Raw genomic sequence first — 14,654 nt, 5'->3', positions numbered from 1 at the left:
GGAGGGAAAGAACAGCGAATCACCTCGGCCTTCCGGTCCCCTCCTCCGCGCAGCGGGGGAGGGTTAGGGTGGGGGCTGTCTCTTGACCACCGCCGTAAGAACCACCTGCCCCTACTGCGGCGTCGGCTGCGGCGTACTCGCACGAGTCCGCGACAGCGCAGTCGACATCAGCGGCGATCCGCAACACCCCGCCAACCGCGGCCGACTCTGCTCGAAAGGCTCGGCCCTCGGCGACACGCTCGATCTCGACGGCCGCCTGCTGCATCCGCAGATCGGCGCGGAGCGCGTGTCGTGGGACACGGCCCTCGATCACGTCGCGCAGGGCTTTCGCCGCATCATCGACACGCACGGACCGGGCTCGGTTGCGCTCTACGTCTCCGGCCAGTTGCTGACCGAGGACTACTACGTCGCCAACAAGCTGATGAAGGGCTTCATCGGCACGGCGAACATCGATACCAACTCGCGGCTGTGCATGTCCTCCGCGGTCGCCGGGCACAAGCGCGCGTTCGGCGAAGATCTCGTGCCGATCTGCTACGACGACTTCGATCACGCCGACCTGGTCGTGCTCGTCGGCTCCAACACGGCCTGGTGTCACCCGATCATTTTCCAGCGCATCACGGCGGCCAAGCAGGCACGGCCGGACATGAAGATCGTGGTGATCGATCCGCGCCGCACCGCCACCTGTGAATTCGCCGACCTGCATCTGCCCATCCGCGCCGGCACGGATGTCTGGCTGTTCAACGGACTGCTGGCCTACCTGCACCAGCACGGCATCGTCGACACGGCGTTCGTCGAACAGCACACGACCGATCTGACGCGCACGCTGCTCGTCGCGGAGAACACCGCGGGCGATCTGCGCTCCGTGGCGAAGACCTGTCGCGTCGACGAGCGTCTGCTGCAGGAGTTCTACAGCCTGTTCGCGCGCACGGCGCGGGCGATCTCGGTCTTCTCGCAGGGCGTGAACCAGTCCTCGTCCGGCACCGACAAGGTCAACAGCATCATCAACTGCCATCTGCTCACCGGCCGCATCGGCAAGCCCGGCGCGGGGCCGTTCTCCGTCACCGGCCAGCCGAACGCGATGGGCGGGCGCGAGGTCGGTGGACTCGCCAACATGCTCGCCGCGCACATGGAACTGAACGACGCGAACCATCGCCGCATCGTGCAGCAGTTCTGGAACAGCCCCGTCATCGCCGATCGTCCGGGATTGAAAGCCGTCGATCTGTTCGATGCGATTCACGACGGCACGGTCAAGGCCGTGTGGATCATGGCGACCAATCCGGTCGTCAGCCTGCCCGATGCCGACAAGGTGAAGGAGGCCTTGCGGCGCTGCGAACTCGTCGTCGCTTCCGATTGCGTCGCGCGCACGGACACGAACGACTGCGCACACGTGCTGCTGCCCGCCGCGGGCTGGGGCGAGAAGGACGGCACGGTCACGAATTCCGATCGCCACATCTCGCGCCAGCGCGCCTTCCTGCCGCTGCCGGGCGAGGCGAAGCCGGACTGGTGGATCATCAGCGAAGTCGCAAAGCGGCTGGGCTTCGCGGACGCATTCGACTACTCGTCGTCACATGACATCTTCAGCGAGCATGCACGCCTGTCGGGCGCGGAAAACGACGGTGCGCGCGCCTTCAACATCGCGGGGCTCGCGGATCTCGACCGGTCGGGCTATGACGCGCTCGCGCCCATTCAATGGCCGGTGCCGACATCGCAGCATCCCGGCACGCCACGGCTGCTGGACGATGGCCGCTACTATCATCCGGACCGCAAGGCGCGTTTCGTCGCGACACCGCCGCGCGCGCCGGTCAAGCACACCGACCAGGAATTTCCGCTGGTCCTCAACACCGGCCGCATCCGCGACCAGTGGCACACCATGACCCGCAGCGGCAAGGCGGCACGACTCAACACGCACATCGCCGAACCGTACGTCGACATGCACGCGCAGGACGTGCTGCTCTCCGGTGCGCGCGAAGGCGAACTGGTGCGCGTATCGACGCGCTGGGGTTCGCTGATCGCGCGCCTGAAGGTGAGCGGCGAAATGCCGCGCGGCATGACGTTCGTGCCGATCCACTGGAGCAATGCGTTCTCGTCGGACGCGCGCGTCGGGGCGCTGGTGAATCCGATCGTCGATCCGGTCTCCGGCGAACCCGAACTGAAACACACGCCGGCGCGCGTGCAGCCCTTCGTCGTGAGCTGGCAGGGATTCATCCTGTCGCGTGAACGTCTCGCCGATCTCGACGTGACCTGGTGGACGACCGCGCAGGGCGAGCAGTTCCACCGCTACGAAATTGCTGGCCGCCGCGTGTTCGGCGACTGGTCGCGCTGGGCGCGCCACCTGTTCGGCGCGAAGGACGAACGCGCCGACTGGCTCGAATATGCCGATCCGAACGCCGGCATCTATCGCGCTGCCTGGCTCGTCGGCGACCGCCTCGCCGCCTGCGTCTTCCTGTCGCCGCGACCGGATCTGCCGACCCGCACCTGGCTCGCGAGCCTCTTTGCAAAGGAGCGCGTGACCGAGCGCGACCGCGCCGGCCTGCTGATGGGCCAGTCCGCCGACCCGCGCGCCGACGCCGGCCCCGTCGTGTGTTCGTGCTTCGGCGTCGGCCGCAAGACCATCTGCACCGCCATCCGCCAGCACGGCCTGCGCACGCCGCAGCAGGTCGGCCAGAAACTGAAAGCGGGCACCAACTGCGGTTCGTGCGTGGCGGAGATCAAGATGCTGCTGGCGGAGACGGCGGCGGAGTGATCCGGAGAAACTCGAGAGGCCGCAAAGACCGCATAAAGGATCTGAAAGAAAAAGATCTTTTCTTTTATGCGGTCCTTTGCGGCCTCTCCTCCTCTTCTTCCAGAGTAGAAAGAAAGGGCGCTACCCGCGAGCAGCGCCCTTGAGACATCGACAGAAGGGGAAGGCGGCAGGTCGAAGGGGGTCTGACGACCCGCCGCCCCGGACTCGACAGCGGCTCAGTTGCCGAAACGTGCACGCACCGCGATCTTGTAGATGCGACCCAGCGCATTGGCCGTGAAGGGATCGTAGGAGAGATCCAGCCGCGCCAGCGGCGGGGCCTCGTCAGCGATGTTCTCCACCGAAGCACTCACCGACATGTTCCAGGGCAGATCGAGCAGATAGTGCAGGTCGTGCGTGACCCACTTGTCGATGGTCTTGCCGTTGGTAATGGCAACGTTGTTGGTGGCGGACGACGGCTGGAAGATGCTCTCGCGCTGGTCGGCATAGCTGTCGATGTAGTTCATCACGTAACGCAGGTTGTGCGGTCCGTGGGAAAACTCGGCGAACAGATTGCCCTTCACCTGCGGCAGCGGATACGAGGACGTCTGATAGTTGAGCTTGCCGACCGCGTCGGTGGCATCGGCCACCTGGATGCCATCGATCAGCTGCGCGCCCACGTCGTAGGAAAGAATGTAGGTCGCGTTCAGGCCGAGCCCGGCCGTTCCACCCAGCACGTCGAATTCATACTGCATGCTGAGATCCAGACCATCGGTCTTTACCGCCGCGCCATTGACCACCTGGATGTCGACGCGCTGGATGCCCGTGCTCACGCACTCGTTGGCGTCGGTCACCTGGTTGGAGTTCGTATCCTGGAACGCAAAACGCGCCGTCAGCGGATTGTTGATGTCGCAGGTCGTGCCCGCACCGAACACTTCGTTGACGAGGTCGCCGAGCGGCTCGTTGCCGATCGGGTTGTCGAAGTCGAACCTCCAGTAGTCGAGCGATGCGTTGAAACCGCCGCCCTTCAGCAGCACGCCGAAGTTGTAGGTCGTTGCGCTCTCGGGATCGAGTTCCGGATTGCCGAAGGTGCGGATTGCGCGGAAGGTGCCTTTGACGTTCTGCAGGGTCGTGACGCTGCCGTCTTCGATCTGAGTCAGGCCGGGTCCGCGGAAAGTGGTACCCGCCGATGCGCGCAATGCCAGCGCGTCGACCACCTGCCAGCGCAGCGACAGCTTCGGATCGAAGGTGGATCCGATATCGCCGCCGTAGTCTTCGTAACGTACCGCGAGCTGCGCCTGGAAGTCGTCGGTGATCGGCAGGCTCAATTCACCGAAGGCCGCGTACACGTCCTGATCGAGATCGGCGTTGTTGCCGCCGCCGAGGAACATGAAGCCGCCGGTCGGCGCGTCGATCTGCGCCTGCGTGCAGGCCGACGGACCGGCAATTCCCGTGGCGATCGAATTGACGCAGGGCGTGACGGCGAAATTGTTGAGATCGCTGTACTCGGACTCGAAGGTCGAATCGCGATACTGCACGCCCGCCGCCCAGCCTACCTCGCCGCCCGGCAGTGACAGGCCGGTCGTGCCATTCAGAACGGCATCGAACACGGCAATGGTCGTCTTCTGTTCGGTCGATACGAGCGGGAACATCCAGTCGATGACTTCCAGGTTGTCGTTGGCGAAGGCCGGACTGTACGTGGGATTGTCCGGGCCACCGAAGGCCTGCGACGGAATCGCTGTCGAGAAGGGATTGATGAAGAAGCAGCCATTGGCTCCCGGCGTGTTGGCTGCAACGTTGCAATTGGGTCCGCCCAGGCCGCGTAACGCCAGTTGGTAGCGATTGACTGCGGTATCGCGGCCCTCGCGCGAGGCGTTCTGATACATGTAGGTCGCCGCAACGTCCCAGCCGACATCGTTGCCGAACTCGCCGTTGAGGCCGACCGACACGCGCAACCCGTCGTAGTCGCGTGGACCTTCCGAGGAGTCGTAGCCGAACAACGGGTTGCCGCCCAGCGCGAAGGGTCGACTGGCGACGACCAGTGCCGCCGTCGTGCCCGCCGGAAAGACGCCCGGATTCTTCGACACGAAATCCAGGAACGCCGGATTGGCCGCCGTGACGACGTACTGTCCCTGCACCGGCGAAGTACCACCGTTCGCGATCGACGATGGCGCCTGCAGCGCTGCATAGGATGGCGAAGTCCGGTAGATGGGGACTTCCGTCTTCGCCCACAGGGCCTCCATGTGCAGCGTCGTCGTATCGGTGATGTCGTAGTCATACTCGCCGTAGACCTGGAAGCGGTCTTCCTTCTCGGTCAACGCGTCGAACTGCGTGTATTGCCAATAGCAGACCGGCGTCGTGCCGGACAGGCCGGGATCGCCTCCCAACGTGGCGCACTGCGGATCGCGGGTCGTGGCGGCAAGTACCGGTGCACCGCCGACGAGCGGTATGAACGTCGCCGGGTTGCCCGCAGCCGACCAGCCGCCTTCCGGATTCACATTGCGGGCACGCGCTGCGCCATCTCGCTCGCGAACGAGCAGTTCCGAGCGATGCTGCCAGCCCGCGGAAATCATTGCGTGCGCACGATCGCCGCTCCATCCGTACGACGCACTGAGGCCATAGTCGCCGTCCGAATCGGCGATGCCCTTGTAGTCCGCACTGATATCGAAGCCCTGCAGATTCTCCTTCGTGATGAAGTTGACCACGCCGGCGATGGCGTCCGAACCGTAGGTTGCCGCGGCGCCATCTTTCAGGACCTCGACACGACCGATGGCCGAGGTGGGAATGAGATTGGTATCCACCGGCCCGCCGGCAAAGGGGCTGTTGACGAGACGACGGCCGTTCAGCAGCACCAGCGTTCGTGTCGGGCCAAATCCGCGAAGATTCACTGTGCCGGTGCCTTCGGAGCCCTGCGCTCTCGCATCGAACTGATTGGTGTCGCCGAGTACGCCGTTGCTCACCGTCAATGACTTGATGAGATCGAGTGTGGACGGCGACCCCTGCTTCGCCAGATCGTCGGCCGTGATGACGTCCACGGGAAGCGCGGCATCCTCGGGCGTTCCGCGAATGTACGAACCCGTGACGATCACGACCTCAGTGACTGCACTCTTCTCCTGCGCCAGTGCAGTACTGATGGCCGAAGCGAGCACCCCGCAGGCGCCCGACATGATGAGCATGCGTCTAACGTTCATTGGACCCCCTGAACCGGTTCATGACCGGTGGACTTGCTGATATCCCGGCCCATGCGTGCAGGCCGAGGCTTTGGAAATGCGCGGGAGCGCGCGTTGCGCGGAAAGACAGGAGATGAGGCGGGCGGATATTCGCCCGAAGAAAAAAATCGGCACGGCGGGAGATCGGCACACCGCCGCGGCACAGTCGCACGCCCGGATACGGCGCGCAGCATCCGCCCGACCCCCGTCTGTGCATTCCTTGTGTTCCTCTGTTCGTATCCGGCGCGGAGCCGGTCAACCTTTCAGCCGCTGCGGTGGATTCCACTCAGCAGAAGCCTTCCATGTTTCTCAGTGATGCGACCGCAACAACGAAGATGCTCTTCGCACGTGCGTATCTCTCGATCACGCAAGTGTTTTACGTGAAGGTGCCGACGACGGTCAAGACTCGTTGCTATCGCAACAAGGGTAAGAAATGTCTATTCGTATTTTTTGTCCCGCGATGCGGGCCAGAATCGTCACGTTGACGAGGCAACCGCGGATGATCCGCTGCGCAGCACGATGCGGCTCTCAGGAAGACCGGCCCGGATCGATCCTCGGCTCGGCGAGATCATGCGCATCCGAATCGCTGGCGACCGGCAACGACCCGGTCTGGCGTTCGATCATGCGACGCACCACCGGCGGCGTGGAGCCGCAATGCAGCGCACGCAGCCGTTCGGGAACGAGCGCATCTTCCTGCGTCATGCGACTGGTGTGACGCAGGTACTCGGCCCAGGTCGGCGTGGTGTAGCGCTCGGTCCAGACCAGCGGATTGCCCAGGTCGCGCAACAGCATCCAGTTGCGTGCGCCGTCGCGACGACGGATGCGTCGGCGCTCTGCCATCGCGCCGAGGAACTCGAGCACGTCTTCCTCGCGGATGAGGTATTCGATCGTGACGACGACCGGGCCGGTGCGCGGCTCGACGGGCACCGCGGTCTGCGGCTCGTGCATGGGTCGCAGCGGATCGAGATTGAGCGCCTCGGCCTGCGCCAGCGGCCAGCGCCAGCCGAGCACGGCACAGAACACGAGAATGCCCGAGGCGATGTACAACGCCGGCGCGATGCCGGGACCTTCGGCGACTTCGCCCCACAGCCAGCTGCCGAGCGCCAGTCCGCCGAACGCGAACATCTGGTACAGCGACAGTGCGCGGGCGACCACCCAGCGCGGCGCGGAAAGCTGCACGGTGACATTGAACGTCGACAGCGCGAGCACCCACGACGCGCCGCCGAACAGCAGCGCCAGCAGGGTGAGCGCGAGATTCGCGGAGAAGCCGCTGACGACGGCGATGAGCCCGAACACCAGGCACGACACGCGCACGATGTTCTCGGTGGACGTCAGCTGACGCAGGCGCGCGTTGCCGATCGCGCCACCGACGGCGCCGATGCCGAACGCACCGAGCAGCATGCCGTACGTGAGCGGTCCGCCGGCCACCAGATGTTTTGCGATGAGCGGCATCAGCGCCATCACGGCGCTGGCGCCGAGTCCGAACACGAAACTGCGCAGCAGCACCCGGCCGATCGCCGGCGACATGGCGACGTAGCGCACGCCGGCGGAGATGGCGATGCCCAGCGACTCGCGCGGCAGCAGTTGCGGCACCACGGGCGGACGCCAGCGCGACAGCACGACGATCAGCGCGATGTAGCTGGCGGCATTCACGGAGAACGCCGCCGCGGCGCCGGCGGCAGCGACGATCGCACCGCCCAGCGCCGGACCGAAGCTGCGCGCGATGTTGAAGCCCATGCTGTTGAGCGTGACGGCATTGGGCAGATGCGCGCGCGGCACCATGTCGCCGACCGATGCCTGCCAGGCCGGCGCGTTGAACGCCGCACCGCAGCCGATCAGGAACGTGAACAGCAACAGCAGCCAGGGCGTAATGAGTTCCAGCCAGGTGCACAGCGCCAGCACGATCGAGATCGAGAACAGGAAGATCTGCGAGTACAGCAGCATCCTGCGGCGATCCAGCGCATCGGCCATGGCGCCTGCCAGCAACGACAGCAGCATGATGGGCAGCGTCATCGATGCCTGCACCAGCGCCACCATGCCGACCGACGTGGCAATGGACGTCATCATCCACGACGCGCCGACGGACTGGATCAGTCCGCCGAGATTGGAGACGGAACTCGCCAGCCATACCGAACGGAACACCGGAAAGCGCATCGGCGAGAGTGCCGATGGAGAAATTTCGGAAGTCGGCGCGGCGGGGACTTGCTGGGTCATCGACCCACTATAGACGGGCCATGCGACGCCATCGACTGCGGATCATGCGAGGGAGAAGGCGAGCGGTCTTTTGCGGCTCTCCTGGTCTTCTCAGTCGAACGACGGCCCCTCCGGCAACAGCGGGATGAACTCCTCGATCGAGGAAAGCGAACGCCGCAGGCCGAAACCGAACGGACGCTTGTACGACAGGAACACCGACGAGCCGAGATCGTCGGTCAGCGAGTGGCCGGCGTTCATCGAGAGCGAACCGCGTCCCAGGGCAAGACTCTGCTGCAGGGCGATGAAGTTCATGCGCTCGCGCGACCAGGTGACCTGCGTCGCGTAGGCGACGGACAGCCGCGCGCCGTCCATGACGTTGACGCCGACGCTGGCGAGGTCGCGTTGCATGATCGGATCGTCGTTCGCCAGCCCGTCGACACTGCGGAACTCGCGGCTCTGCAGGCGCGAACGCAGCGCGATGTTGATCAGCTCCCCTTCACGCTCGAAACCGCCCTTCGTGTACCAGCCCGATCGATCCGCGGTCTGGCTCGATGCGTACGCGAGCGAGGCCACGCCGAACGGACCGAGCTGTCGCGCAATGCCGATGCCGATCGCAGTCACGCTGTCGGCGAGATATTCGCCATGACCCTCCACGGTGAAGCCGAGCGGCAGGCCGCAGGTGACGGTGGTGTTGGCAAACGTCGGTCCGTATTCGTTGCTGGTGATCGCATAGTCGCGACGCACCCGACCGGCGCCGATGGAGACCTCGGCACAGCCCGGCTCGGCCAGGCGCGTTCGCGCGATCAGCGGCGCATCGATGGCGACCGAACGGCCGAGCGCGTCGCTTGCGACCAGCGCGCCCGTCCGCCAGGCGCGCGTCACGGAAAGATTCTGCGGGCCCAGCGTGGCGCCGCCCATATTGAAGAGTGCATCGGCAACGGTCGGCAGCACCGCAAGTCCGCCGGTGGCCAGATCCGAACTGGTGATGACATCGGCGCGCGCCGCGCCGCTGGTGCCGTACTGCATCCCGCCGTAGCGGACGGTCGAGCCCCACATGCCGCTGCTGCTGACGGCATCGCCGACCCGCAGCTGTTCGCTGGAATCCTCGAACCGGTAGGTATAGGCCGACTCGAGACGGGTCGCGGCTTCCATGTTGCGGTCGAGCGAAGTGCGGAAGCTGGCGTCGAGCGCGCCGGCATCGCTCAGGACCTGCGCGTTGAACGAGGAATACGCGGGAGAGAAGGTGCGCGTGTTCAGCGCCACGGACTCGGGCGCGCGCATTGCGGGAGCTGCACAACCCGCGACGAACAGCGCGGCCAGTGCGGTGGAAAGGCATCGAATCGAACCGGTCACGCGCTCATCACCCGACAAGAGATCCTTCACCCGTGCGAAGGGCACCGAAGACTAAGGCAGATGGCCCGATCCGGCGATCGGGCGAATCCTGTCCTCCGCTTCAGTACAACTCACCGCCGCCATCTCATGCCGTGAACCAGCCCGATTTTTTCGCATGACTCGCGAACCACAGCAGCGCGGCACCGATCAGGAAAATGACGATCGGAAACGCCGCGGCACCGGCGAACCCGAGCAGCCTGATCGCATCCATGACGCCGAGGACGTAGCCGAACTGCACGATCACGGCGACGAGCGACACGGCCAGCGCCGTCACCGACCAGCGCTTGCGCATCAAGAGGCCGATGGCGCCGGCCAGTCCGCCGAAGATGGCGATCGCATAGAGCACGAAGATCCAGGAAGGCCGCGCACGATACAGCTGCTGCTGCGCTTCGCTCATCTGCGCCAGGGCGGCTTCGTCGGTCAGGAGATCCATGACCCACGACATCACGCCGATCAGCATCCACGCCAATGCAATGCCGCTGACCACCCAGTACCAGGTCGGCGGCCTGATTCCGGCCGATTGTGCTGCACTGTCCATCGCTGCTCCCGTCGTTGTTGTAGAAGCAACGATTGTGCTTGCGAGTGAATGGAAGCGGCAACCAGGCGCTGAACGATCGGGATGGGATCGAATTTCTGTAGGTCAGGCTTCAGCCTGACTCTTCGATTCAGGCCGGCTAAAGCCGGCCCCACAGGAAGAGGGGATCGGAAGTCAGAGCTTGGTCGAGATCAGCAGCCGCCCCGGGCCGAGGCGCGTGAGGATGGTGTCGAGTTCGGCTTCGGCGAAGGCGAAGCAGCCCTGGCTGCGGCCGAGCACGCCGCGCTCGCGCACCATGGCGGGACTCACGTACCACGCGCCGTGCACGACGATGGCACGCTGCTCGGCATTGCAGTTGGTCGCATCGAGACCGACCAGGCGCATCGAGCGGCCGTGCCTGCCGGAGTAGTAGTCGCTGGTGCGGTAGGCACCTTCGGACGAGGCATTGGAACCGGGCGCATTGGAGAACCGCTGCACGAAGCCGAGGTGGGCCGGATCGGAACCGCGGCCGTGCGAAACCAGAAAGCTGCGGACGGCGCCGCTGTTCATATCGACGAGATGGAAACGCGGTTCGGCCGAGGCCAGCGAATAGTCGGCGATGCCGACGACATCCCGCCGCGGAATCGCATCGCCCAGCCGCGTCAGTTCGCGGCGCGCATGGTCCAGCAGCGACGGGGCCGACCGGCCCGTGGCCAGCGCCGGACGAACAGTTGCGAGAATGCTGCCGGCGGCGAGGACGCCGAGAAACCGTCTGCGTGAAAAGGGGCGGTGCATGGGTCTGTGTCTGTCTCGGAACGCCACTGGCAGGAGTCGGACCGTCCCGATCCTGCCAAGTTCGGCGCCCTCGTGCGAGTCACAGCGCACAAAAGCCTGCAATTTTCCTCAGGCGGCGGAGTAAGCCTCCTCCTCCGCCGCCTGTGGGGCCGGCTTCTTCCTGTAGGTCAGGCTTCAGCCTGACATCTTCAGAAGGCCGGCTGTGACCGAAGGGAATCCCACGGGAAAGCCGGCCCCACAGGAGAAGAGCCCTGCTCAGAACTGCGCCCGCAGCACGACCCCCACATAACGCCGCGGCCCGATGCCGTCGTAACCGACCGGCGCGCTGTTGCTGAAATCGTTGACGCTGGTGGTGTAGCGGGTATCGAAGACATTGCTGGAGACCAGGCTCAGCTCGTAGTCCGCATTGGCGCCGTCGAAAAGCACGCCCGCGCCGAGATCCGTCAGCGAGTAACCGGACTGCTCGCCGTACTCGGACAGCAGCTGTTCGAGATTGTGCTTCGAGCGGTACACATGATTGCCGAAGAAGTGCGCCGAAATGGCTTGCGTCAGCGGCAGCTCGTAGTCGAAACCGACGATGCCGGTCCAGCGCGGCGCGCCGACGAGCTGCTTGCCGGTGTTGTTGCACACCGCCACCGACGACGGATACGAGCGCGGGCAGGTGGCCGTGGACCAGTCCGTGTATTCGGCGTCGTTATAGGCGCCGCCCGCCGTGATCTGCAGGCCATCGGTCACCTGCACCAGCGCGTCGAACTCGACACCCACGGCGCGCAACTCCGGAACGTTGCCGAGCCGCGAACTGAAGCCCGTCGGCGAGGTGGGATCGGGTTCGCTGGTCACGTTCTGATAGTCGCGGACGTTCGTGTAGTACGCGTTGGCATTGAGCGTGACCCGACGATCCAGCAGGTAGCTCTTGATGCCGAGTTCATAGTTCAGCGACTTCTCCGGTGCGACGTTTGCGGGCCGGCCGCTGTTGTCGAACGCCACGGCGCCAGACTTTTCTCCCGCGCTCGCCGAGACATACAGCAGCACGTCCGGCGACAGCTGGTAGCTCGGATTGACCAGCCAGGCGATGGCGCTGTCGTCGATGGTCTCGCCCCGGTTCACGCCGAAGTCGGTGCCGACCTGTGCGGCGCGAATTGCATCGGCCGTGGCATTGCCGGTCGATACCAGCGGCGAACCGTCGAGCAGCGAAGACGTGCGCGCGACATCGTTGGTCTTGTGTTCCCACGTCTGCCGCAGGCCGAGCGTCAGACGCGCGCGATCGGTCGCCTGCCAGTTCACCTGGCCGAAGACGGCGGCGCTGTCGGACACCGGACGCTGGCGGGTCGCGACGAACACATCGCGCAGCGCGGCCTGCAGCAGCGGCCGTCCCTGCACCGTGTTCAACGTGCGGTACTGCGAATCGCTGGCGAAGAACGCGCCCGCATCCTGGCCGTAGGTGCTGCGGCCCGTCGTGTCGGTGTCGATGGTGAACAGGTACAGACCCGTCTGGTAGTCGATGCGCTCGGTCGCATTGCCGGCGATGCGGAATTCCTGCGAGAGCTGCCGCGTGTCGACCAGCGTGCCGCTGCGGGAGATCGGGAAATGCGTCTGCTCCTGGTCGTTGTTGGCATCGAAGTGGAACCAGCGCGCCGCGCTGATCGAGGTCAGCTCGAATGCGCCGGCATCCCAGTCGACGACGATGGAGCCGCCGTAGTTCTTCGTCACCAGCGGCTTCGCCATGTCGAGATCGACCTGATCCCACGAACCGATGATGGGCACGTAGCCACCGAAGTAGTCGCGCGCCAGCCTCGTACTGTAGGTGGTGGATCTAACAGAGCCGTCGTTGAGCGTGGCCGGATCGACCATGAACGGCTTGGTGTTGCTGTTCTCGTCGACGAAGGCGCCGTCGGCATTGAATCGCACCGACAGATCCTGCGATGGCTGCAGCAGCAATTGCAGCCGGCCGCCGTAGCGGTCGCGCTCGTGCCAGTGCCCGCCGTTGAGATTGTCGAGATCGCCCTGCTGGCGATCGACGAAGGCCGAGGCGCGATACGCGAGCACGTCATCGACGATGGCGTCCGTGTAGGAACCGCGCGCCTTGAGGGCGGGCCGGTCGACGCCGCCCTCCACTTCCAGTCGTCCCTCGGAGGTGAACGACGGCGCGCGGCTGGTGTACTTGATCGCGCCCAGCGAAGTGTTCTTGCCGAGCAGCGTGCCCTGCGGACCGCGCAGGATCTCGACGCGCTCCAGGTCTGTGAAATCCTGGTAGGTCATGCCGACGTGACCGAGGAACACGTCGTCGATGATGACGCCGACCGCCGGCTCCATGTTGTCGTTGCCGCTGGTCTTGCCGATGCCGCGGATCGAAACGCCGGTGCGGCGCGCATTGGGCGTCGTCGCCGTGAGACCGGGTGCGCGCTGCGTGAGATCGGCGAGCGTCAGCACGCGATCACGATCGAGCGCATCGCCGCCGATGACGGAGATCGGGATCGGCACGTCCTGCGCCTTCTCGGAACGGTTGCGTGCCGTGACGATGACTTCTTCGACCAGCGGTTTGTCGTGCGCGACGTTCTGTGCCTGCGCCGGCAGCGTGCAGCTCGCGGCCAGCAGCGCGGTGACGAGAACAGGGCGATCGAAAAGAGCGGTGCGATCCATGGCGTAGTTCCCCATATAAAGAACGATGACGACACGAGTCGTCATGGGCGCGGAAAACTACGGATGCACCGATCTGCTCACCAATGCCGGATTGGCATCTGCAGGCAGCGAAGAGCAATGTGACCGTGGGGTCACTCGATGGAGGAAATTCAGAGGGTGGTTGTGACCGGATGAAGACTGCAGGGCGCGGAGGAAGTCACGGGCCGATCACCGCGTGACGGAGGGTGCGATGGATCGGAGGGCGCGCGGTGTCCGGATTTGCGCAAGCCGTCCTCCCTGTGGGGCCGGCTTCAGCCGGCCTCTTTATCCGGTGTCAGGCTGAAGCCTGACCTACAGGAAGAAGGCCGGCTGTGACCGAAGGGAATCCCACGGGAAAGCCGGCCCCACAGGAAGAAGCCAGAGCGCTCACGACACCGCCGGGATCTCCGCCGCAATGTCGGCTGAGATTCTCCCTACCGCGCCGGCTCCAGCGCATGGATCCGCAGGCGCGCGATCTTCAGATGACTCTGCACCGTGCGGATCGCGAACCATCCCTGACGATAGGGCTCGGGATCGGCGTACTCGAACAGCCGCTGCGAGTTGCGCCAGTACTCGATCTGGCGACCGCTCGCGATCAGGGTGATGGTCTGGCTGCGATTGGCGGGCAGCAATGCATCGGCGTTGCCGAGTTCATGTTCGGCTGCGAGCGGTTTGGGAGTGGCATTGCCCGCGTAGCGCAGGAAGCGTGCGCGCGTGTTGTGGTCGGCGCCGAGATTCACGTAGTACGCGCGCAGCACGTCGTACTCGCTGGAACGTCCGGTGCGGCGACGCGCGAACACCGGTGTCTCCGCATCGCCTTCGCTCGCCATCCAGAAGCAGATCAGGTCGCTGCCGCGATCGTTGCGTCCACCGGCCTTCACCGCGGTCGCTTCGAACTCGATCGCAACGGGACCTTGCAGCCGCGGCTTGAACCACAGCGTCGCGCCACCGGGCACGTCGATTTCGAGCACGCCCATCTGCGCCACGATCCTTCCGGGACGCTCCGACTCGACGTGCCATTGCCCGAGACCTTCGCGGAAGTCGTCCTGGTGCAGCAGTGTGCCGAAGCGCTCGGAGGGATGCGGCCCGGGTGTCGCGGCAGCGAGCGGGTGAGAAATCAGCAGGGCGAGGGTGGCGAGGCAGACGTTCTTCATGGTGAGTGCTTTTTCGGAGT

General features: G+C 65.1%; 8 protein-coding genes. 1 reads left to right on the top strand and 7 read right to left on the bottom strand.

The annotated features are described in order from the left end of the window. Nucleotides 1–82 precede the first annotated feature (82 nt). Nucleotides 83–2,743 carry a molybdopterin-dependent oxidoreductase gene (locus V7D81_RS03100; protein ID WP_324314406.1) on the top strand — a complete coding sequence of 887 codons (2,661 nt, stop codon included), beginning with the start codon at nt 83–85 and terminating at the stop codon, nt 2,741–2,743. Between the two features lie 215 nt (nt 2,744–2,958). On the opposite strand, the gene V7D81_RS03095 is transcribed toward V7D81_RS03100, so the two are convergent. The 7 genes from V7D81_RS03095 to V7D81_RS03065 all read right to left on the bottom strand — a co-directional run bounded on the left by V7D81_RS03095 (nt 2,959) and on the right by V7D81_RS03065 (nt 14,634). Continuing rightward, nucleotides 2,959–5,910, bottom strand: coding sequence for a TonB-dependent receptor (locus V7D81_RS03095; RefSeq protein ID WP_324314404.1), 2,952 nt, complete (start codon nt 5,908–5,910; stop codon nt 2,959–2,961). A 546-nt stretch (nt 5,911–6,456) separates the two neighbouring features. Further along, nucleotides 6,457–8,142, bottom strand: a complete 1,686-nt coding sequence (locus V7D81_RS03090) for an MFS transporter (protein WP_324314403.1) — start codon at nt 8,140–8,142, stop codon at nt 6,457–6,459. A 90-nt stretch (nt 8,143–8,232) separates the two neighbouring features. Beyond that, nucleotides 8,233–9,519 carry a hypothetical protein gene (locus tag V7D81_RS03085; RefSeq protein WP_324314402.1) on the bottom strand — a complete coding sequence of 429 codons (1,287 nt, stop codon included), beginning with the start codon at nt 9,517–9,519 and terminating at the stop codon, nt 8,233–8,235. 79 nt (nt 9,520–9,598) lie between these two features. Then, nucleotides 9,599–10,051, bottom strand: a complete 453-nt coding sequence (locus tag V7D81_RS03080) for a hypothetical protein (RefSeq protein ID WP_324314401.1) — start codon at nt 10,049–10,051, stop codon at nt 9,599–9,601. Between the two features lie 171 nt (nt 10,052–10,222). Beyond that, nucleotides 10,223–10,822, bottom strand: a complete 600-nt coding sequence (locus V7D81_RS03075) for a murein L,D-transpeptidase catalytic domain family protein (RefSeq protein WP_324314400.1) — start codon at nt 10,820–10,822, stop codon at nt 10,223–10,225. A gap of 255 nt (nt 10,823–11,077) precedes the next feature. After that, nucleotides 11,078–13,507 carry a TonB-dependent receptor gene (locus V7D81_RS03070; protein WP_324314399.1) on the bottom strand — a complete coding sequence of 810 codons (2,430 nt, stop codon included), beginning with the start codon at nt 13,505–13,507 and terminating at the stop codon, nt 11,078–11,080. 407 nt (nt 13,508–13,914) lie between these two features. Further along, nucleotides 13,915–14,634 (bottom strand): DUF6250 domain-containing protein, encoded by a 720-nt coding sequence (locus V7D81_RS03065; protein ID WP_324314398.1) that lies wholly within the window; start codon nt 14,632–14,634, stop codon nt 13,915–13,917. Nucleotides 14,635–14,654 lie beyond the last annotated feature (20 nt).

Origin of the sequence: Povalibacter sp., assembly GCF_036735925.1 — a bacterium.
Lineage (GTDB): Bacteria > Pseudomonadota > Gammaproteobacteria > Steroidobacterales > Steroidobacteraceae > Steroidobacter.
This window is presented reverse-complemented; position numbering and strand designations above follow the sequence as displayed.

What these genes read in the sequence shown, in the direction of transcription:
- V7D81_RS03095 (WP_324314404.1), bottom strand. Translation starts at nt 5,910, where the DNA reads ATGAACGTTAGACGCATGCTCATCATGTCGGGCGCCTGCGGGGTGCTC.
- V7D81_RS03090 (WP_324314403.1), bottom strand. Translation starts at nt 8,142, where the DNA reads ATGACCCAGCAAGTCCCCGCCGCGCCGACTTCCGAAATTTCTCCATCG.
- V7D81_RS03080 (WP_324314401.1), bottom strand. Translation starts at nt 10,051, where the DNA reads ATGGACAGTGCAGCACAATCGGCCGGAATCAGGCCGCCGACCTGGTAC.
- V7D81_RS03075 (WP_324314400.1), bottom strand. Translation starts at nt 10,822, where the DNA reads ATGCACCGCCCCTTTTCACGCAGACGGTTTCTCGGCGTCCTCGCCGCC.
- V7D81_RS03070 (WP_324314399.1), bottom strand. Translation starts at nt 13,507, where the DNA reads ATGACGACTCGTGTCGTCATCGTTCTTTATATGGGGAACTACGCCATG.
- V7D81_RS03065 (WP_324314398.1), bottom strand. Translation starts at nt 14,634, where the DNA reads ATGAAGAACGTCTGCCTCGCCACCCTCGCCCTGCTGATTTCTCACCCG.